19 protein-coding genes are annotated in these 20,886 nt (G+C 51.6%); 9 read left to right on the forward strand and 10 right to left on the reverse strand.

What is annotated here, in order from left to right; all coding sequences use genetic code 11:
• Positions 1-111 precede the first annotated feature (111 nt).
• Positions 112-2,142 carry an alpha-amylase gene (gene malS / locus HV350_RS00985; protein ID WP_181629625.1) on the reverse strand — a complete coding sequence of 677 codons (2,031 nt, stop codon included), beginning with the start codon at positions 2,140-2,142 and terminating at the stop codon, positions 112-114.
• Positions 2,143-2,458: 316 nt separating this feature from the next.
• Here malS and HV350_RS00990 point away from each other — a divergent pair, with 316 nt between their 5' ends.
• Entirely contained in the window at positions 2,459-3,283 is an 825-nt protein-coding gene (locus HV350_RS00990) for a protein bax (protein WP_016154930.1), read from the forward strand.
• 42 nt (positions 3,284-3,325) lie between these two features.
• Here HV350_RS00990 and xylR read toward each other — a convergent pair whose 3' ends face one another.
• The 4 genes from xylR to xylF all read right to left on the reverse strand — a co-directional run bounded on the left by xylR (position 3,326) and on the right by xylF (position 8,387).
• Positions 3,326-4,504 carry a D-xylose utilization transcriptional activator XylR gene (xylR, locus tag HV350_RS00995; RefSeq protein WP_181629627.1) on the reverse strand — a complete coding sequence of 393 codons (1,179 nt, stop codon included), beginning with the start codon at positions 4,502-4,504 and terminating at the stop codon, positions 3,326-3,328.
• Positions 4,505-4,584: 80 nt separating this feature from the next.
• A complete protein-coding gene (gene xylH, locus HV350_RS01000; RefSeq protein ID WP_016154928.1) occupies positions 4,585-5,766 on the reverse strand; it encodes a xylose ABC transporter permease XylH in 1,182 nt (393 codons plus the stop codon).
• Positions 5,744-7,285 carry a xylose ABC transporter ATP-binding protein gene (locus HV350_RS01005; protein WP_046275786.1) on the reverse strand — a complete coding sequence of 514 codons (1,542 nt, stop codon included), beginning with the start codon at positions 7,283-7,285 and terminating at the stop codon, positions 5,744-5,746. The genes xylH and HV350_RS01005 overlap by 23 nt, the downstream gene beginning before the upstream one ends.
• Before the next feature lie 109 nt (positions 7,286-7,394).
• Positions 7,395-8,387, reverse strand: coding sequence for a D-xylose ABC transporter substrate-binding protein (xylF, locus tag HV350_RS01010; RefSeq protein WP_016154926.1), 993 nt, complete (start codon positions 8,385-8,387; stop codon positions 7,395-7,397).
• 365 nt (positions 8,388-8,752) lie between these two features.
• Here xylF and xylA point away from each other — a divergent pair, with 365 nt between their 5' ends.
• The 4 genes from xylA to yiaA all read left to right on the forward strand — a co-directional run bounded on the left by xylA (position 8,753) and on the right by yiaA (position 12,574).
• Positions 8,753-10,075, forward strand: coding sequence for a xylose isomerase (xylA, locus tag HV350_RS01015; protein WP_016154925.1), 1,323 nt, complete (start codon positions 8,753-8,755; stop codon positions 10,073-10,075).
• Positions 10,076-10,146: 71 nt separating this feature from the next.
• On the forward strand, positions 10,147-11,601 hold the full coding sequence (xylB, locus tag HV350_RS01020) for a xylulokinase (RefSeq protein WP_047415853.1): 1,455 nt from the start codon (positions 10,147-10,149) through the stop codon (positions 11,599-11,601).
• 166 nt (positions 11,602-11,767) lie between these two features.
• Positions 11,768-12,136 (forward strand): inner membrane protein YiaB, encoded by a 369-nt coding sequence (gene yiaB, locus HV350_RS01025; protein ID WP_047415855.1) that lies wholly within the window; start codon positions 11,768-11,770, stop codon positions 12,134-12,136.
• The gene (gene yiaA / locus HV350_RS01030; RefSeq protein WP_016154922.1) at positions 12,137-12,574 is read left to right on the forward strand and encodes an inner membrane protein YiaA; all 438 of its coding nucleotides are present in this window, start codon (positions 12,137-12,139) and stop codon (positions 12,572-12,574) included.
• Between the two features lie 40 nt (positions 12,575-12,614).
• Here the strand turns inward: yiaA and HV350_RS01035 are convergent, their stop codons facing one another.
• Positions 12,615-13,610 carry an acyltransferase gene (locus HV350_RS01035; RefSeq protein WP_047358213.1) on the reverse strand — a complete coding sequence of 332 codons (996 nt, stop codon included), beginning with the start codon at positions 13,608-13,610 and terminating at the stop codon, positions 12,615-12,617.
• 173 nt (positions 13,611-13,783) lie between these two features.
• Here HV350_RS01035 and HV350_RS01040 point away from each other — a divergent pair, with 173 nt between their 5' ends.
• The 3 genes from HV350_RS01040 to glyS all read left to right on the forward strand — a co-directional run bounded on the left by HV350_RS01040 (position 13,784) and on the right by glyS (position 17,178).
• Positions 13,784-14,092, forward strand: a complete 309-nt coding sequence (locus HV350_RS01040) for a YsaB family lipoprotein (RefSeq protein WP_181629628.1) — start codon at positions 13,784-13,786, stop codon at positions 14,090-14,092.
• Positions 14,093-14,187: 95 nt separating this feature from the next.
• Positions 14,188-15,099, forward strand: a complete 912-nt coding sequence (gene glyQ, locus HV350_RS01045; protein WP_001168551.1) for a glycine--tRNA ligase subunit alpha — start codon at positions 14,188-14,190, stop codon at positions 15,097-15,099.
• 9 nt (positions 15,100-15,108) lie between these two features.
• On the forward strand, positions 15,109-17,178 hold the full coding sequence (glyS, locus tag HV350_RS01050) for a glycine--tRNA ligase subunit beta (RefSeq protein ID WP_016157728.1): 2,070 nt from the start codon (positions 15,109-15,111) through the stop codon (positions 17,176-17,178).
• A gap of 63 nt (positions 17,179-17,241) precedes the next feature.
• Here the strand turns inward: glyS and cueP are convergent, their stop codons facing one another.
• The 3 genes from cueP to HV350_RS01065 all read right to left on the reverse strand — a co-directional run bounded on the left by cueP (position 17,242) and on the right by HV350_RS01065 (position 18,751).
• On the reverse strand, positions 17,242-17,781 hold the full coding sequence (gene cueP / locus HV350_RS01055; RefSeq protein ID WP_016157727.1) for a copper-binding periplasmic metallochaperone CueP: 540 nt from the start codon (positions 17,779-17,781) through the stop codon (positions 17,242-17,244).
• Positions 17,782-17,968: 187 nt separating this feature from the next.
• The gene (gene cspA / locus HV350_RS01060) at positions 17,969-18,181 is read right to left on the reverse strand and encodes an RNA chaperone/antiterminator CspA (protein WP_000014594.1); all 213 of its coding nucleotides are present in this window, start codon (positions 18,179-18,181) and stop codon (positions 17,969-17,971) included.
• A 279-nt stretch (positions 18,182-18,460) separates the two neighbouring features.
• Positions 18,461-18,751 carry an HTH-type transcriptional regulator gene (locus tag HV350_RS01065; RefSeq protein ID WP_016157726.1) on the reverse strand — a complete coding sequence of 97 codons (291 nt, stop codon included), beginning with the start codon at positions 18,749-18,751 and terminating at the stop codon, positions 18,461-18,463.
• A gap of 380 nt (positions 18,752-19,131) precedes the next feature.
• Between HV350_RS01065 and HV350_RS01070 the strand changes: the two genes are divergently transcribed.
• Positions 19,132-19,842 (forward strand): DUF3053 domain-containing protein, encoded by a 711-nt coding sequence (locus tag HV350_RS01070; RefSeq protein ID WP_016154915.1) that lies wholly within the window; start codon positions 19,132-19,134, stop codon positions 19,840-19,842.
• 58 nt (positions 19,843-19,900) lie between these two features.
• Here HV350_RS01070 and ghrB read toward each other — a convergent pair whose 3' ends face one another.
• The gene (ghrB, locus tag HV350_RS01075; protein WP_016154914.1) at positions 19,901-20,875 is read right to left on the reverse strand and encodes a glyoxylate/hydroxypyruvate reductase GhrB; all 975 of its coding nucleotides are present in this window, start codon (positions 20,873-20,875) and stop codon (positions 19,901-19,903) included.
• Positions 20,876-20,886 lie beyond the last annotated feature (11 nt).

The following is a 20,886-nucleotide window of genomic DNA, read 5'->3' on the forward strand; positions in this document are numbered from 1 at the left end:
AATCAGGGGTATCAGGCCGGATTGAGATTTTGTGCTAATGATTTTTATTTGGCTGGTTTTTAATGTTGAGTAAGGCTTCCCGCTGCGTGCACAGCGAGAAGCCTGCCGGGATCAGGGCTGACCGGCCCACACCACCATCACCTTATCGTCGCCATGCTCACGAATAAATCCGTATCCCTGCGTCAGCGGCAGCGTGATTTGTTTACCGGCACCAATGGCGGGATGTCTGGCCCTGAACTGACTGATTCGCTGCCAGTGTGCGACGCTGGCGGCAGATTTCCCGGTCACATCCTGCCAGTTCATCTCTGAGCGCGTACCCTGTAATGGGTCTGAGCCGGTTGGGCCAAAGGGGCGGGCCGACTCGTCGCCATAAAAGAGTTGAACCGCGCCAGGTGCCAGCAGCAATAGCTCGGCGGCTTTGTCTCCACCTTCGCGGAACAGACGTGTATCGTGCGAGGAGAGATAGCTCAGGACGTTGAAGTCCTGCAATTTATCCGCCATCTGCTGCCAGGTGGGGTCCATATTTGCCAGACAATCAACGGCCTTTGCCGCCTGCTCCTGGTAGTCGAAATTGATCATCGCATCGAAGCCGTGACGGTAATAGTCGCTTTGCATCACACCGTGACCCCAGGCCTCGCCAGTCATCCAGAAGGGGTTATTATCCAGCGCTTTTTCCGGATTGGCTTTCTTCCATTCGACCAGCGCCGCGCTGGCTTGTGTTTTTAGCTGCTGCCAGGCGGGAAGCTCGACGTGTTTAGCGGTGTCGACCCGAAATCCGTCAATTCCATAATCACGCACCCACTGACTGAGCCAGTGCGTCAGATAATCCCGGGGCGTGTAACCGGCGATGGCTTTGGCGTGCGTATCCGGCTTGTGCTGATAAAAGTTTGGCAGCCCGGAAGGCGTGGTGGATTCGGTTTTCAGATCGGGCAGGAAGGCCAGCGACATCGTCAGGTCGTCAAAGCCAGGATTGTCGTAATCGCCAATATCGGTGCGGACCCAGTTTTTCCCCCACCATTTTTCCCAGCCAGCTTTATCGCTAAAGTTGATGTAATCATTGAAACTGTGCCAGCTTTGCCCGGCGGATGGCTGCCAGTCCGTCCAGCGTTCCCCGAGCGTTTTTTTCAGTTCATCGCCCGATAGGTACAGTGCCCCAAACTGATACTCCTGCATATCCGCCAGCGTGGCGTAGCCGGTATGGTTCATCACCACATCAAACAAGACACGGATGCCGCGCTGGTGTGCGCCATCAACCAGCGCACGCAGGTCCGCTTCGTTTCCCATATTGGCGTCAAGCGTGGTCCAGTCCTGGGTGTAGTAGCCGTGGTAAGCGTAGTGGGGGAAGTCCCCTTTGGAGCCACCGCCGACCCAGCCGTGGATTTGCTCAAACGGCGCGCTGATCCACAGGGCGTTGACGCCTAACTGTTGCAGGTAGTCGAGTTTGCTGGCGAGCCCGCGCAAATCGCCACCGTGGAAAGTGCCAATTTCCTGCATGCCGTCGTTGCGACGCCCATAGCTGTGGTCGTTACTCGGATCGCCATTCACAAAGCGGTCCGTCAGGACGAAATACACCGTGGCGTTATGCCAGTCGAAAGCGGCGGGGGCATCGGTTTCCGCCCGTTCCAGTAGCAACAGCCCGTTACTGGTTGCGGCGGGCTGTAGGGTAATCGACCCGTTTTTTACCGTTGCCGTTTGCTGGCTGTAGAAATCACGCACCACGGCACCTTCCGGGAAGGTCTGGCTCACGTCCAGCGTTAATGGTGAGCCGTCCCATTTCGGGCATTGGCGAATCTGGGTGGTGACGGTGTCCTTAGCACTTTTTACCAACAGCATCAGCGTCGGCGTACCGGAGCGGGTATCGATTTCCAGCGTGTAATCGCCGTCTTTGAATAAACGCCACTGTGGCGGCGTGCCTTCACAAGGTTTTAGCGACAGCATCTGGTTGAGTTTTATCGCATCAGCAGGCTGCCAGCACTGTTGGTCAAAATTCAGGGTTAAAGGACGGGTACCCTTCGTCAACGCTGCATGGCTGACGAATTTACCCGTACCTTCCGCTTCGAAGGTGGGAAGTCCTTGAGACGTCCATGATGAGGCGATGGCAATGCCGGGCATTAGCGCCAGCGCAACGGCGGCAAGTTTCATAGTGCTGTCCTTGATGCTGCGATTTTCGCCAGTTTGCCAGCGAAATCAGGCCGGAAACTCCTCCTTTGAGTTGATTCCGCCAGGAGGAGAAGTGAGGGTGAGCGATCGCGCGCAAAAAATGAACTGATTTTGCGATAACCTCCACATTTTCTTCGAATTAATGGCACCCAGAACCGTTAATACGTGACATAGTTTCAGAATTGGACTATTCCTGTGGGTGCTCTTGACGGCTATTTTTGATATGATTTGAGATTCATCTCTCATTTTTGTGAAAAATATAAGGTGTTGGAATGTATAAATCCGACCAGGAGACCTAATGATATTGACTCCCATTCGACGATATGGGGCAATGATTCTTATGTTACTCACCGTTGCATTTTCGGGTGAGGTGCTGGCAAAGACACACACGGCGACAACGAGTCACAAGCCCCAGATAACCAAGGCAAGTAATAAACAGGTTAGCAGTAAACAAGAGTATTCTCGCAATAGTGCAAAGAGTAGTTCACTTCCTGATTTGCGAAAATACCCTTCCGGAACACCAAGGAAAAAAGCGTTTCTCCGGACGGTTATGCCTTATATTACCAGTCAAAATGCTGCCATTACGGCGGACCGTAACTGGCTGATTTCAAAACAGTACCAGAACCGCTGGTCACCGACTGAGCGTACGCGTATGAAAGACATCGCGAAGCGCTACAAGGTGAACTGGTCTGGTAACACGCGTAAAATTCCGTGGAATACGCTGCTTGAACGTGTAGACATTATCCCGACCAGTATGGTGGCAACCATGGCTGCGGCAGAAAGCGGCTGGGGTACGTCGAAGCTGGCGCGTAGCAACAACAACCTGTTTGGCATGAAATGCGGCAAGGGTCGTTGTAACAATGCACCGGGTAAGGTCAAAGGCTACTCACAATTTGAATCAGTGAAAGAGTCGGTGAATGCTTACGTCATTAATTTGAATACGCATCCGGCCTACTCTTCCTTCCGTAAGTCACGTGCGCAGCTGCGTAAAGCCGATCAGGAAGTCACCGCCACCGCGATGATCCATAAGCTGAAGGGTTATTCCACTAAGGGACAGAGTTATAACAACTATCTGTTCGCAATGTATCAGGACAACCAGCGTTTAATCGCCGCGCATATGTAATTTCGAGTGCCGGATGGCGACTTCGCCCTCCGGCTATCATCCTTATAGCAACACTTCACTGTTCACATCGCGATACTCTTTTGGCGTCGTGTCGTACTCTTTCTTGAATACCGAATAGAAATACTGCAGAGACGGATAGCCGCACATCTGTGAAATTTCGTTGATTGAAAGCGTGGTAGAAATCAACAGGCTGCGCGCCTTTTCCAGCTTTTCGGCATGAATCACGGCGTGAATGGTCTCTCCGACCTCTTCTTTAAAGCGCTTCTCCAGATTCGAACGTGAAATCCCTACTGAGTCCAACACTTGATCAACCTTGATACCTTTGCAGGCATGGTTGCGAATGTAATGCATCGCCTGAATAACGGCAGGATCGGTAAGTGAACGATAATCTGTAGACTGACGCGCAACAACGCGTACAGGAGGAACCAGAATGCGCTGTAAGGGTATCTCTTCGTGAGCCAGCAGGCGGTGGAGTAGTTTGGCTGCCTGATACCCCATTTGTCTGGCCCCCTGAGCGACGGAGGACAAGGCGACTCGTGACAGGTAACGGGTCAGTTCTTCGTTATCGATACCAATGACGCACAGTTTTTCCGGTACCGGAATATGCAGATGTTCACAGGCCTGCAGAACGTGCCGCGCACGTGCGTCGGTGACGGCGATAATCCCGGTTTGCGGCGGCAGAGTTTGCAGCCAGTCCGCCAGCCTATTTTGCGCGTGCTGCCAGTTTTCTGGCGCGGTTTCCAGCCCCTGATAGACGACGCCGCGGTACTTCTCTTTGGCAACCAACTGGCAAAACGCATATTCACGTTCTGCGGCCCAGCGTTTACCGCTTGAGGCAGGCAGACCGTAAAACGCAAAGCGGTTAATCCCTTTCTCTTTCAGATGCAGGAAGGCGCTTTCTACCAGCGCGTGGTTGTCGGTGGCAATGTAATGTACTGGTGGATAATCTTGCTGCAGATGGTAGGAACCCCCAACGCCAATGATCGGAACATCCACATCGACAAGTAATTGCGCAATATCATCATCGTCATAATCGGCAATAACGCCGTCGCCTAACCACTCTTTAATGTTATCAATGCGAGCACGAAAATCTTCTTCTATGAAGATATCCCACTCCGATTGCGACGCTTGCAGATACTCGCCAACCCCTTCAACCACCTGACGGTCGTAGGCTTTATTGGCATTAAATAACAACGTAATACGATGACGTTTATACAACATGGTTCTTTTCCTGCTGAATCATGTAGAAAAGACAATGCCGGTTGCATTAACCGGCATTGAGATACACCCACTTCTTAAATTCAGGAACGACGTTTGGTTGCTGAGTCCATCCATACCGCCAACAACAATATCGCTCCTTTCACTATGTATTGCCAGAAGGTGGGGACGTCCATCATACTCATTCCATTATCGAGAGAAGCCATAATAAATGCGCCCATGACGGCGCCGGCAACACTCCCGACCCCTCCCGCCAGGCTGGTTCCCCCGATGACACATGCGGCAATGGCATCCAGTTCTGCAATGTTCCCTGCGGAAGGGGAACCTGCGCCAAGCCGGGAGCTAAGAATGAGCCCGGCAATGGCGACCATCAAACCATTAATAGCGAAGACGGCAAGTTTGGTGCGTTCAACGTTGATACCTGAAAGGCGGGCGGCTTCCAGATTCCCGCCAATGGCGTAAATTCTCCGACCGAATGCAGTGCGCGTGGCCATAAACATCCCACCGAGCAGCAGCAGCGTCAGCAGCAGGACGGGCGTTGGAACACCACGATAATCGTTTAATAGCCAGATTGCCCCTAAGACGACAATGGCTGTGAATGCCTGGCGACCCACAGCCGACGTTGATGCGGGAGTGGCAAGGCCTAACGCCTGGCGACGCATACGGCCTCGCCATTGCCAGCCAACAAACGCCATTAAGCCGAGAGCACCGATGACAAAGCCTGTGCCATCAGACAAGTAGCTCTGACCAATCTGAGACATTGCTGCGCTGGTGGGGGATACGGTGGTGCCGTTGGTGATGCCAATCAGAATACCGCGGAAAGCCAGCATTCCCGCAAGGGTGACGATAAACGAGGGAACCTTGCGGTAAGCAACCCACCATCCATTCCATGCCCCGAGGAGCAATCCCAGAGTCAGGGTTACGATCACCGTCAGCGGTAAAGGCCAGCCTAGCCAAACATCACAGATCGCCGCTACGCCGCCCAATAATCCCATCATGGAACCGACAGAGAGATCGATTTCAGCGGAAATGATCACAAACACCATACCCACGGCAAGAATACCGGTAATCGCAGTCTGTCGAAGCAGGTTCGAGACATTACGTGCGCTCAGGTATGCGCCATCAGTGGTCCACGTGAAAAACAGCATAATCACGATAATCGCCGCAATCATGACGAAGACTTGCAAGTTAAGCGATTTTATTGCTGGGAAACCACCTGTGATAGAGGGAGAAAGTTTCGCTTCAGACGGATTGTTTTTCGACATGATGTTCGCTCCTTAATGCGGCTTCCATCACCTGCTCCTGAGTCAGGTTATGATTTACCAGGTTAGCTTTCAGTTTTCCTTCATGCATCACGAGGATGCGATCGCTTAGTCCGAGCACTTCAGGTAATTCAGAGGAGATGACAATCACGGCAATGCCTTCCTGGACGAGCTGGTTGATGAGTTTGTAGATTTCATATTTGGCGCCGATATCAATACCCCTGGTGGGTTCATCAAGAATGAGAATCCGGGGATTTAACAGGAGGCAACGCGCGAGAATCGCTTTTTGCTGATTCCCTCCGCTCAGACGCCCGATCGCAAGGTCGGGGGACGATGTTTTTACTTTGAGCTGTTGAAGCGATTCCAGAATGCATTTTTGTTCAGCGGCATCATCAAGATGGCTCATGCCCCCGGTAAATTTATCGAGTGCAGCCAGCGTGATATTTTTCCCCACAGCCATCACCGGAACAATGCCATCTTTTTTTCTGTCTTCAGGCACCATGGCGATTCCATGAGCAATAGCTTGCTGGCAGTTATGGATATGCACCTGAGTGCCTTCAATAAAAATCTTTCCCTCCCAGCGACCAGACCAGACGCCAAACAGACACTGTACGGCTTCGGTACGTCCTGCACCGACGAGTCCGGCAATACCGAGAATTTCGCCCTGCTTGAGTGAGAAAGAAATGTCGTTGACGCGTTTTATATGGCGATTGACGGGATGCCAGGCTGTCAGATTCTCAACCCGTAAAATCTCTTCTCCCGTGGTATGAGGCTCGCTGGGGTAAAGTGCGGTGAGCTCACGACCAACCATCATGGTGATAATATCGTCTTCAGTCATGTTGGTCGCATCGCGTGTGCCGATGTGTTTACCGTCGCGAATAACGCAAATGGTATTCGAGATGGCCTTAACTTCATTCAATTTGTGTGAAATATAAATGCAGGCGATATCATGCTGTTGTAGGTCACGTATAATATTCAGCAGTATTGCAGTTTCCTGCTCGGTGAGAGAGGCCGTTGGTTCATCCAGAATAAGTAAGCGGACCTGCTTATTCAGCGCTTTTGCAATTTCTACCAGCTGTTGTTGCCCTAATCCTAAATCGCCCACGCGCGTATCTGGCGAAATAGACAAACTGACCTGATCGAGTAATTTTTGACAGCGTAACGTCATCATCTCGTAATCAAGAACGCCGTTACGGGTCATTTCGTTACCGAGGAAAATATTTTCCAGTATTGTTAACTCTTTCACCAGGGCTAATTCCTGGTGGATGATCGCAATACCCTTACGTTCGGTATCACGAATATGGCTGGCACGGATGGCTTCGCCAGCAAAAATGATCTCACCTTCGTAGGTTCCATGCGGGTAAATTCCGCACAGAACTTTCATTAGCGTCGATTTACCCGAACCATTTTCACCGCATAATGAAATGATTTCGCCAGCATTGATCCTAAGGCTAACGTTATCAACCGCCTTCACTACGCCGAATGTCTTGGTAATGTTTTTCATTTCAAGAAGATATGGCATAACTGCTCCACATAAGCCAATAAGAGAACCCTGCGTGGACATTCACGTATATCCGTGGCGAATTTGACACCACGTTTTATTGCCCTCTGATTTGCAGAGGGCACATGGCTTACAGATCGCTTTTCTTGTGGAATCCGTCTTTAATGACGGTCTCGTTAATATTATCTTTGTTAACATCAATAGGTGTGAGTAGTCGGGAAGGGACATCTTTCAGGCCATTATTCAGCGAAGTATCTGCTTTAGGCTGTTGATCATTTCCCAGTTCGACGGCGATTTCCGCAGCGGTATTTGCGAGCAATGTAATAGGTTTATAAACCGTCATGGTTTGAGTCCCGGCGACAATGCGCTTGATGCCTGCAAGGTCTGCATCTTGTCCGGAAATAGCGACTTTTCCTGATAATCCTTGCGCACTCAGCGCCTGAATCGCACCGCCAGCTGTGGCGTCATTTGAGGCAACTACTGCGTCAATTTTGTTATTGTTGGCGGTTAGCGCATTTTCCATAATCTTCAACGCATTCTCCGGTAACCAGCCGTCAACCCATTGATCGCCCACTACCTTAATTTTTCCGCTGTCGATATAAGGTTTTAATACTTTCATTTGTCCAGCGCGGAACAGCTTCGCGTTGTTATCAACGGGTGAGCCACCCATCAGGAAATAATTCCCTTCGGGAACAATATTGACTAATGATTGAGCCTGTAATTCACCTACTTTTTCATTATCGAAAGAGATATAAAAATCGATGTCAGCATCATTGATCATGCGATCGTAAGCCAGCACCTTGATCCCTTCTTGTTTTGCTTCTTTGATAACATTGCTTAATACCTGGCCGTTGTAAGGGATTATCACAAGGACATCCACGCCCCGGTTTATCATGTTTTCAATCTGCGACATTTGGGTTTCTTCATTACCATTCGCCGATTGTACAAATACTTTCGCACCAAGCGATTCAGCTTTGTTGACGAAAATATCGCGATCTTTCTGCCAGCGTTCCAGGCGGAGATCATCAATCGCCATACCGATTTTTACTTCTTTGGCATGACCTGCGACGCTGGTGAGTAAAAGGGATGTGCAAACAGCAAGTAAAATGTTCTTCATCTTCATAATCGTGATGCCTTTTGTAGGGGAGAAATAGCAGTAAAAGTAACAATCACAGCATAAGACGTAGCAGAGTTTTAACAGGTAACGGCGGGAAGGCAATTATAGATTTTTATCTTCCAATTACGTTTTTTGGTTTATTTCTTGATTTATGACCGGGATCGTATTTTAAATGATTCGTCACCTGGGTTGCATTTAAGTTTGATAAGTAACAATTTTTAAATTGTTCAGATTTTATTTTGAGAAGTAGCGCACACTTGTGAATTATCTCAATGGCAGTATGAAATAACATAATTGAGCAATAGGTGGGGAGTGCCCAATATTACGACATTATCCATCACCCGCCGCATTACCTGATTATGGAGTTCATTATGCCAGCCTATTTTGACCAGCTTGAGCGCGTTCGTTATGAAGGCACCAAATCAACTAATCCATTAGCATTTCGCCACTACAACTCTGATGAGTTAGTGTTAGGCAAGCGTATGGAAGATCACCTGCGGTTTGCTGCCTGCTACTGGCACACTTTCTGCTGGAATGGTGCAGATATGTTTGGTGTTGGTGCATTTAATCGCCCGTGGCAGCAGCCCGGTGAAGCGCTGGAATTAGCGAAGCGCAAGGCGGACGTGGCGTTCGAGTTTTTCCACAAGCTGAACGTGCCCTACTACTGCTTCCATGACGTGGATGTCTCGCCGGAAGGTGCGTCGCTGAAAGAGTACAAAAACAATTTTGCGCAGATGGTTGATGTACTGGCGGCAAAACAGGAGCAGAGCGGCGTGAAGCTGCTGTGGGGAACGGCAAACTGCTTCACCAACCCACGTTACGGCGCGGGCGCGGCCACGAACCCGGATCCGGAAGTGTTCAGCTGGGCCGCCACTCAGGTGGTTACGGCTATGGATGCCACGCATAAATTAGGCGGTGAAAACTACGTTCTGTGGGGCGGTCGTGAAGGCTATGAAACGCTGCTGAATACCGATCTGCGTCAGGAACGTGAGCAAATTGGTCGCTTCATGCAACTGGTCGTGGAACACAAACACAAAACCGGTTTCCAGGGAACTTTGCTTATCGAGCCGAAGCCGCAGGAACCGACCAAGCACCAGTACGATTACGATGCGGCGACCGTATACGGATTCCTCAAGCAGTTCGGTCTGGAAAAAGAGATCAAACTGAATATCGAAGCCAACCACGCCACGCTGGCGGGTCACTCGTTCCATCACGAAATCGCCACCGCTATCGCGCTGGGTCTGTTTGGCTCTGTCGATGCCAACCGTGGGGACGCGCAACTGGGCTGGGATACTGACCAGTTCCCGAACAGCGTAGAAGAGAATGCGTTGGTGATGTACGAAATCCTGAAAGCCGGCGGCTTCACCACCGGTGGCCTGAACTTCGATGCCAAGGTTCGTCGTCAGAGTACCGATAAATACGATCTGTTCTATGGTCATATTGGTGCGATGGATACCATGGCGCTGTCGCTGAAAATTGCGGCGCGTATGATTGAAGACGGTGGTCTGGATCAGCGCGTGGCTAAACGTTATGCCGGTTGGAATGGTGAGCTGGGCCAGCAAATTCTGAAAGGGCAGATGACGCTGACGGAAATTGCGCAGTACGCTGAACAACACAACCTGGCGCCAGTGCACCAGAGCGGTCATCAGGAATTGCTGGAAAATCTGGTGAACCATTATTTGTTCGACAAATAACGGGTCTCTGAGCATGTCCGTAAGCCCGGTCAGCTCGCGCGACCGGGCCTTTCTTTAAGGAACGATGCCCTATGTATATCGGGATAGATCTTGGCACATCAGGCGTAAAGGCCATTCTGCTCAACGAGCAGGGCGATGTGGTCGCTTCGCAAACAGAGAAACTCACCGTCTCGCGCCCGCACCCGTTATGGTCAGAACAAGACCCAGAGCAGTGGTGGCTGGCAACGGATCGCGCTGTGAAAGCCCTGGGTCGGCAGCATTCACTTCGCGAGGTGAAAGCGTTGGGGATTGCCGGACAGATGCACGGCGCGACGCTACTGGATGCACAACAGAAGGTATTGCGCCCGGCTATCCTGTGGAACGATGGTCGCTGCGCCGAAGAGTGCGTCATGCTGGAGAGTCTGGTTCCGCAGTCTCGTGCCATCACCGGCAACCTGATGATGCCTGGCTTTACCGCGCCAAAGCTGCTGTGGGTACAGCGCCACGAACCGGAGATTTTTAGCCGGGTTGATAAAGTCCTGCTGCCGAAAGATTACCTGCGCCTGCGTATGACCGGCGATTTCGCCAGCGATATGTCTGATGCGGCTGGTACCCTGTGGCTGGATGTTGCGAAGCGTGACTGGAGTGATGTCATGCTGGAAGCCTGTAAGCTGACTCGTGCGCATATGCCTGCGCTCTATGAAGGCAGTGAGATTACCGGAACATTGTTGCCAGCAGTCGCCAGGGCCTGGGGAATGCAGGAGGTTGCGGTGGTCGCCGGAGGCGGGGATAACGCAGCGGGGGCGGTTGGCGTGGGCATGATGAATGCCGGTCAGGCGATGCTATCGCTGGGTACTTCCGGGGTCTATTTTGCGGTCAGCGACGGCTTTCTCAGCAAACCGGAAAGCGCGGTCCATAGCTTTTGCCATGCATTGCCTGAACGATGGCACCTGATGTCCGTGATGTTAAGTGCGGCATCCTGCCTGGACTGGGCGGCAAAATTAACCGGACTGGCGAGCGTTCCTGCGTTGATTGCCGCAGCGCAACAGGCGGATGAACACGCTGAGCCGGTCTGGTTTTTACCCTATCTGTCCGGTGAACGTACGCCGCACAACAACCCGCAGGCGAAGGGCGTATTTTTCGGTCTGACGCATCAGCATGGTCCGGCGGAGCTGGCTCAGGCGGTGCTGGAAGGCGTTGGTTTTGCATTGGCTGAGGGTATGGACGTGGTACACGCCTGCGGCGTGCAGCCCTCCAGCATTACGCTGATTGGCGGCGGGGCGCGCAGCGAATACTGGCGTCAGATGCTGTCTGACATCAGCGGATTGCAGTTGGATTACCGTACCGGCGGCGATGTTGGTCCTGCTCTCGGTGCGGCGCGTCTGGCGCAGATTGCCATTAATCCGCAGCAGCCATTATCAGATCTTCTACCTCAGCTTACGCTGGAGCAGGCGCATTATCCTGATGTCGAGCGCCATGCCCTTTACCAACAGCGTCGGGAAACCTTCCGCCGAATCTATCAGCAATTACACCCGCTGATGTCCTGACCCTAAATCCCCTCTGGTAAACAGAGGGGATTTATCAAATATATATTTCAATCTAATTAATAATTAGCGCGCATGAATTTATTCTGAAAGTCCGGCGTAGTGGCCTTTTCTGTGTTGTCTTTAGTGGGTTATTCATATTGTATCCATGATGGATAAGGAGGTCCCAATGAAGACGACAAGGCTGTTGCCATGGATATTATTCTTCTCTGGTGCATTGATTTACGTTATTGGCTTATGGCGGGCATGCCCGTTATTGAGTAGCAAAGGCTATTTTTTCGCCGTGCTGATGACGGGAATGTTTGTGACGTACGTTTATCAGCGTGCAGAAAATCTCAATCAGAACGATGAACACTTCGCCTCTGTATGTCAGATGGTGGCGCTCATCACGGTAGGGGTGCTGTTGGTGGGCGTATTGAATGTCCCATTATCACCCCTCGAAAAGGGGCTGTTCCCGCTGGCATTCATCGTATGTTTACTGGGGCAAGTTTTACTCATGCGTTCAGCAGAATATTTATCTAAAGGACCGGAACTCTAAATGGAAAACAGGACATCAACTTATTCACCGGCATTTAGTATTGTGTCATGGGTCGCGCTTCTCGGCGGCATTGTGGTTTATCTGCTGGGGTTGTGGAATGCCGATATGCAGTTGAACGAAAAGGGGTATTACTTTGCTGTTTTGGTGCTTGGTTTGTTTTCTGCTGCGTCGTATCAAAAGACGGTACGGGATAAATATGAGGGGATCCCGACAACGCCGATTTACTACATAACCTGTCTTGCCGCGTTTATTATTGCGGTTGCATTGTTGGTTATCGGTTTGTGGAATGCCACGCTGCTGCTAAACGAGAAAGGGTTTTACGGCCTGGCCTTCTTTTTAAGCCTGTTTGGTACCGTTGCGGTGCAGAAAAATATCCGTGATAGTGGCTTTGAGCATCCAAAAGAAACGCTGGCAGTCGCAGACGATTTTACGGAGTGATCGTATGCCCTCGATGGTTACCGATCGAGGGCTTTTATTGTTAGCTCACCAGTCTGCGCGTATCGATGCGCTGCAACAATACAGACAACAGTAAACTTCCCGCCAGTGTGGCGCTAAAAATCCATAGCATATCCAGCGGCGGCCAGTTTTTGAGTTCTACACCGTTGGTGCGTAGCGCGTGAATGATCAGCGCATGAAAGCCATAAATGCCCAGGGAGTGGCGGGAAATAAGGCCCAGTACCGGCAGAGTGCGCGTACTGAGCGTATTTTTGACCAGCGTCAGGAGGGAGGCGGCACAAATAAACACAGCCGGGCCGCAATAGAGATACCAGGTATCGGCAAAATTGCCTCGCCAACGCAGTTCATGCAACGTGCCTCGAGAAATAATAAACACTGCAGTGATAAACAACGCCGCACAGAGCCAGGTAAGCGCGCGCTTGTGCGTATCCATCATACCAATCGCTCGGCCTAGCATACCGTACACGATGTAGTAGAACGTGTCGCCACTGATGTACAGGTTGATGGGAAGCCACTCAAAACCGCCAATTTTTTGTGAGACGGTATTGGGATTGGCAATCACCCCAATCACCACCATAAGCGCTAGCAGCATCTTGCCGCTGATATTTTTTACCTGTATCAGCGGGGAAACCAGGTAGATTACGGCGATCGCGAAGAAAAACCACAGGTGATAGAACACCGGCTTTTGCAGCAGGTTTTTCAGCGACAGCTCAGCGTTGATCGAGGTAAACAGCAGGATGTAGGCCAGCGCCACGCTGCTGTAAAACAGGATGCAGAGCGCAATGCGCATGAAATGGCGCGATTTGGCGCTGCGCTCGCCAAAAAACAGATAGCCCGAAATCATAAAGAACAACGGGACGCTGACGCGAGAGGCTGAATTGAGCACATTGGCCAGATCCCAATTCAACGGGCTGACGCTTTGCGCATTGGTGATGTACCAGGTCGTGGTGTGGATCATCACAACCATGAGACAGGCTATCCCGCGCAGGTTATCAATCCAGAATATTTTGGGCTGCATCAGTTCCTCTGTATCCATTAAAAAAAGTCTGACCGAAAATTTGCGAGCGTAGCTCACTGGAAAAATCCGAGTTCTTACGCTAAAGCTTGAGATGGTCTGATGAGATTCTCAAAATAGCATCCGTTTCCAGACACTTAATAATAAGACTGACCAGCAAACCAGGCGGTAATAAAATGATGATGAAGTATTTCTTTTCCGCGATCGTTCCCCTTTTACTGGTTGCGTGCGCCGACACCCAGCCGCCTGCACCCGCGCAGAAGGCGCAAAAGATCAAAGTCAGTGCAACACGTTCGCTGGATATGGAGTCACTATGTAAAAATGAGGCGGCACAAATCTACAACACTGGAGTGCAGAAAATTGATATCTCCGGTCTGGAACAATTTCAGGGCAGCTATGAGATGCGTGGTTCTACCTTCCGTAAAGAGAGTTTTGTCTGCTCTTTTGATGCAGACGGGCAGTTTTTACACCTTTCCATGCGCTAAGTTCCCCCTTTTTCCCGTTTCGTACTGTATATCTTGCAGCCAGCGGGTATACTGACCGCTTCCTTTAAATCCACACGTATCCAGCACGAAATAATATGCAAAAGTTTGATACCAGGACCTTCCAGGGCTTGATCCTGACCTTACAGGATTACTGGGCTCGCCAGGGCTGCACCATCGTTCAACCATTGGACATGGAAGTCGGCGCGGGGACATCTCACCCAATGACCTGCCTGCGGGCGCTGGGGCCGGAACCGATGGCGACTGCTTATGTGCAGCCTTCTCGTCGTCCGACCGACGGCCGCTATGGCGAAAACCCGAACCGCTTACAGCACTACTATCAGTTCCAGGTAGTGATTAAGCCGTCTCCGGACAACATTCAGGAGCTGTACCTGGGTTCTCTGAAAGAGCTGGGTATGGACCCGACCATTCACGATATCCGTTTCGTGGAAGATAACTGGGAAAACCCGACGCTGGGTGCCTGGGGTCTGGGTTGGGAAGTGTGGCTGAACGGCATGGAAGTCACGCAGTTCACCTACTTCCAGCAGGTTGGTGGTCTGGAATGTAAACCAGTGACCGGGGAAATTACCTACGGTCTGGAACGTCTGGCCATGTACATTCAGGGCGTAGACAGCGTTTACGACCTGGTCTGGAGCGACGGCCCGCTGGGTAAAACCACTTACGGCGACGTGTTCCATCAGAACGAAGTGGAGCAATCCACCTACAACTTCGAATACGCCGACGTGGACTTCCTGTTCACCTGCTTCGAGCAGTACGAGAAAGAAGCGCAGCAGTTGCTGGCGCTGGAAAATCCGCTGCCGCTGCCTGCGTATGAACGTATTCTGAAAGCCGCCCATAGCTTCAACCTGCTGGATGCGCGTAAAGCCATCTCCGTCACCGAGCGTCAGCGCTATATCCTGCGTATTCGCACCCTGACCAAAGCAGTGGCAGAAGCTTACTACGCTTCCCGTGAAGCCCTTGGCTTCCCGATGTGCAACAAAGACAAATAAGAGGCGGCCATGTCTGAGAAAACTTTTCTGGTGGAAATCGGCACTGAAGAGCTGCCACCAAAAGCACTGCGCAGCCTGGCTGAGTCCTTTGCTGCGAACTTTACCGCGGAGCTGGATAATGCTGGCATCGCGCACGGCAACGTGGAGTGGTTCGCCGCGCCGCGTCGTCTGGCGTTGAAAGTCGCTGCCCTGGCTGAAGCACAACCCGACCGTGAAGTAGAAAAACGCGGCCCGGCTATCGCCCAGGCGTTTGACGCCGAAGGTAAACCGAGCAAAGCGGCTGAAGGTTGGGCGCGTGGCTGTGGCATCACGGTTGATCAGGCTGAGCGTCTGACCACCGACAAAGGCGAGTGGCTGCTGTATCGCGCGCATGTGAAAGGCGAAAGCGCTGAAGCGTTGCTGCCGAATATGATCGCCACCTCACTGGCTAAGCTGCCGATCCCGAAACTGATGCGCTGGGGCGCGTCTGACGTTCACTTCGTGCGTCCGGTTCACACCGTGACGTTGCTGCTGGGCGACAAAGTTATTCCGGCAACTATTCTGGGGATTCAGTCCGATCGCGTGATCCGCGGGCATCGCTTTATGGGCGAGCCGGAGTTCACCATCGATAATGCCGATCAGTACCCAGAAATTCTGCGTGAGCGCGGCAAAGTGATTGCGGATTACGCTGAGCGTAAAGCCAAAATCAAAGCTGATGCCGAAGACGCGGCGCGTAAAATTGGCGGCAACGCCGATCTGAGTGAAAGCCTGCTGGAAGAAGTCACCTCGCTGGTGGAATGGCCGGTCGTGCTGACCGCGAAGTTCGAAGAGAAATTCCTCGCTGTTCCGTCCGAAGCGCTGGTACACACCATGAAAGGTGACCAGAAGTACTTCCCGGTATACGCGAACGACGGCAAACTGCTGCCGAACTTTATCTTCGTTGCCAACATCGAATCCAAAGACCCGCAGCAAATCATCTCCGGTAACGAGAAGGTGGTTCGTCCGCGTCTGGCGGATGCCGAGTTCTTCTTCAATACTGACCGTAAAAAACGTCTGGAAGACCATCTGCCACGTCTGCAAACCGTGCTGTTCCAACAGCAACTGGGTACGCTACGCGACAAAACTGACCGTATCCAGGCGCTGGCGGGCTGGATTGCTGGTCAAATTGGCGCTGACGTTAACCACGCAACGCGTGCTGGCCTGCTGTCCAAGTGCGACCTGATGACCAACATGGTCTTCGAGTTCACCGATACCCAGGGCGTGATGGGCATGCACTACGCGCGTCACGATGGTGAAGCGGAAGATGTCGCTGTGGCGCTGAACGAGCAGTATCAGCCGCGTTTTGCTGGTGATGACCTGCCATCTAACCCGGTTGCCTGTGCCGTGGCGATTGCCGATAAGATGGACACACTGGCGGGTATCTTCGGTATCGGTCAGCATCCGAAAGGCGACAAAGACCCGTTTGCGCTGCGTCGTGCCGCGCTGGGCGTACTGCGTATCATCGTTGAGAAGAACCTGAATCTGGATCTACAAACGTTGACCGAAGAAGCGGTTCGTCTGTATGGCGACAAGCTGACTAACGCCAACGTGGTGGATGATGTGATCGACTTTATGCTCGGTCGCTTCCGCGCCTGGTATCAGGATGAAGGTTACACCGTCGATACCATTCAGGCAGTACTGGCGCGTCGTCCGACTCGTCCGGCTGATTTCGACGCACGTATGAAGGCGGTTTCGCACTTCCGTACGCTGGAAGCCGCGTCCGCGCTGGCTGCAGCGAACAAGCGTGTATCGAACATCCTGGCGAAGTCTGAAGAGACGCTGAATGACCGCGTAAATTCGGCAACGCTGAAAGAGCCGGAAGAAATTGCGCTGGCGCTGCAGGTTGTGGTGCTGCGCGATAAGCTGGAGCCTGTCTTTGCAGCTGGTCGTTACCAGGAAGCGCTGGTTGAGTTGGCGGAACTGCGTGAACCGGTTGATGCGTTCTTCGAGAAAGTGATGGTCAACGTGGAAGATAAAGATCTGCGTATTAACCGTCTGTCTATGCTCGCAAAACTGCGCGAACTGTTCCTGCGCGTAGCGGATATTTCTCTGCTGCAGTAACGCTCCTGAGCTGACTTTGAAAAGCCGGATAAGCATTGTGCCATCCGGCTTTTTTGTATGTTGTTAGCGCAGCTGTAATTTTGTCAGACAGGTCTGGCTGTCTTCCATCGTCTTGATGGGATACTCCGCCGTTTTACCGTTGTAGCTTACCGCGATTGTGCCTGCCATGTTGCGCGGTAGCCATACCCCGACGAAGCCATTTCGACCGCTCTTCATCACTTTTTGTACCACCACCTCACCCTTGTTATCCGTCACTTTGACATTGAATGCCTTCTCCGGCATTTCGCCCTGGCAGCCAGAAAGGCTGTGGTTGAAGCAAGGATGTGTTTGCCATTCATAGGGGGCGAATGACAGATAGAACTTGTCACCGAGCGGTAGGGTATAAATCTGATCGCCCGAAGAGAGCTTCAGTTCGGTACTGGTGATAGATGCTGAGTACGGCAGCGGGCGGTTCTGTGGCGACTGGTCAATGGTCTCGACGATTTGCTCGACGGATTTACCGCTGAGCCCGTGTTCCGCCAGAAAAGCAGCTTCCGGAGTTGCTGCGAACGCGCTAGCGGTAGTGAGCAAACCTAAAACCAGCAGCAGTGAGGATTTCGACATAACTTCAATTCCTTGTGAATATTGTGGAATACAGACTGGCTCACTATAAAGCTTGCCCTTAGGGAAAGGTCAAAGGGAGGACGGGTAAAGTAATGCAAAGAAGCGTTTGGGCGGGGAGTCTTGCGAAGTACAGATAAAAAAAATCCCCGCCGTTTGGCAGGGATTCAGAATTTTGAGCTTATTAAGCTTACAGGCTGGTTACGTTGCCAGCTGCCGGGCCTTTAGCGCCGCTTTCGATGGTGAAGGAAACTTTCTGACCTTCGTCCAGAGATTTGTAGCCATCGTTCTGGATAGCAGAGAAGTGTACGAACACGTCTTTAGAGCCATCGTCAGGAGTGATGAAGCCAAAACCTTTGTCAGCGTTGAACCATTTTACGATACCAGTCATTTTACCGGACATAGTGTATTACCTTTTAAAAAATAAGTGTGCCTTTCGGCGATATGGCGTGCTTTACAGATTTTTTAACAGTAAAGGAAATGCTCACTACGAAGGGTATCAACGATAACTCTTGAAGGGACTTGCCTTACTAACTGCTGTAATGGTCTGTACGTCAAACCGTTGAGGGCATTAACTCATTTTACGCATGTGGATGCAACTACTATTTTCTTTTTTGTGGATAACCCCCTTAAGGGAACGGCCCTTTTACAGGACCGTTCATAAGTAAAATTGAAAAATAGTTCAATCCATCAGTTGCTTACTTAATCTTGGGTCTGCCTGAATCAGGCGCATTAACTTCAATTCGGTATTGGAAGGCTTTACGCGTTTAGACTCCCATTCATGAACCGTCGCGACCGTCACGCCCATCACCCGGGCAAAATCATCTGTTTTTAAACCTGTCCCTCGTCGTAGCTGTTCAAATTCGGTGAAAGGGTTGGTTTTTTGCGTCAGAGTAACCGTCTGCGATACATCTTTAAAAACAATCTGCTCCAGACTGCTCAGCAGTTCAAACATAGGATCTTTGTATTCCATTGAGAACTCCTACAAATCACACAGCGGGATCGTGAATTTCATCGAAGCTCATTAAGAGTAGTCGGAAAAAATGAAGCCGGATTTTAGGTTTGCGTGATGGATTCGTTTCAGCGGATCGGGGTCGACAATCTTTTGCAGGCTAACGAACTGATAAAGGTCGTGATCTGCGAACGATCGATCCCGATTGTAAAGATGACTAAAATATGACGTCGTGTGGTAAATGGCGCATTGTTTAGCAAAACGATGGGTGGCGGGAGCGGTTATTTTCCCCCACAAGATTACGCGGAAAGGGTATCTTGCGGGGCTGACCTGGACTATCCTTGTCAACGTCAGGCACGCGGGTGTCGTTGTGCGCATTTTTGGGTGAAAGGAGTATTAAAATGGCGACAGGTAAGTCCTGCTCTCGCTGGTTTGCGCCTGTTTTGGCGCTCTTAATGGTAGTTGGCCTGAGTGGGTGTTTTGATAAAGAAGGCGATCAACGCAAAGCGTTTATCGATTTTCTGCAGAATACTGCAATGCGTAGCGGAGAGCGTTTACCAACGCTGACCGCCGATCAGAAAAAACAGTTTGGCCCGTTTGTGTCCGATTACGCGATTCTGTATGGCTATTCGCAGCAGGTTAATCAGGCAATGGACTCCGGTCTGCGCCCGGTGGTTGATAGCGTAAATGCGATTCGTGTTCCTCAGGATTATGTGACTCAGCGCGAACCGCTGCGTCAGGCAAATGGTGCGTTGGGCGTATTAGGGCAACAGTTGCAGAATGCGAAACTGCAGGCAGATGCTGCGCATGGCGCGCTGAAGCAGGGCGAGGATCTGAAGCCGGTCTTTGACCAGGTCTACAATAAAGTCGTCACTGTACCTTCAGAGGCGCTACAGCCGCTGATCCCTGCCGCGCAAATCTTCACGCAGCAGTTAGTACAGGTTGGTGATTTTGTGGCACAGCAGGATACGCAGGTGAGCTTTGTCGCTAACGGTATCCAGTTCCCAACTTCACAGCAGGCAAGTCAGTACAACACGCTGATTGGCCCGTTGGCCTCTCAGCATCAGGCATTTAATCAGGCCTGGACTGCTGCGGTGAATGCCGCTCAGTAATGAAGGCGCTGTAATACATAAAAGGCCGGGTAAGCGTAAGCGCTACCCGGCCTTTTGTTTATGGCGCGACCTGCGGGTTCACGCAATTCTTCTCAACGCGTCCTTGCAGCGCATCGATTAAGTTATCCACCGCACAGGCCGCCATGTTATAGCGCGTTTCATGCGTCGCTGAACCTATGTGCGGCACGGCTACCACGTTTGGCAGCGCCAATAACGGTGAGTCTGCCGGTAATGGCTCCTGCTCAAACACATCCAGGCCTGCGGCATGAATTTCCCCGCTTTGCAGGGCGGCAATCAGCGCTTTTTCATCGACCACTGGCCCACGCCCGGCGTTAATGAAAATGGCGGAGGACTTCATTTTGGCAAACTGTTCGGTACTAAACAGATGATGCGTTTCTGCGGTTAACGGCAGGATCAGGCAGACAAAATCGGACTCCTGCAACAGCGTATCGAGGTCGCAGTAACGCGCGTTGAAGCGTTCTTCCGCCTCCTGGTGATGACGGCGCGCGTTATAAAGAATCGGCATGCTAAAACCAAAATGCGCGCGTTGCGCCAGCGCCAGACCAATACGGCCCATGCCGACAATCCCCAGCGTTTTGTGGTGTACATCCGTACCAAACCAGTCCGGCCCGATACTTTTGGTCCATTCGCCAATTTTCACCCGTTCAGCAACTTCTACCACGCGGCGAGCGGTGCTTAACACCAGCGCCATTACCGTATCGGCGACAGTTTCCGTCAGCACGGTTGGCGTGTGCATCAACAGCACCTTGCGCGCGTTGAGGGCATCGACGTCGAAGTTGTCATAGCCTACGGAAATCGTGGATGTCGCACGTAGCCTGGGCATTCTCTCCAGTAGGGCGGTATTGACGGCTTCACTGGAACCCAGCAGACCTTCCGCGTTGGCAAAAGCCTCGGCGTGCTGTGCGACTGTTTCCGGGCGCAGGTTAGGCACATGAGTCACAGTAAAATGCTCTTCCAGGCGATGCAGTAAATCGTCAGGTAACGCTTTATAGAGAATAATGGACGGCTTCATGCGAATCTCCG

This window comes from Citrobacter sp. RHBSTW-01013 (assembly GCF_013781985.1).
GTDB lineage: Bacteria > Pseudomonadota > Gammaproteobacteria > Enterobacterales > Enterobacteriaceae > Citrobacter > Citrobacter braakii.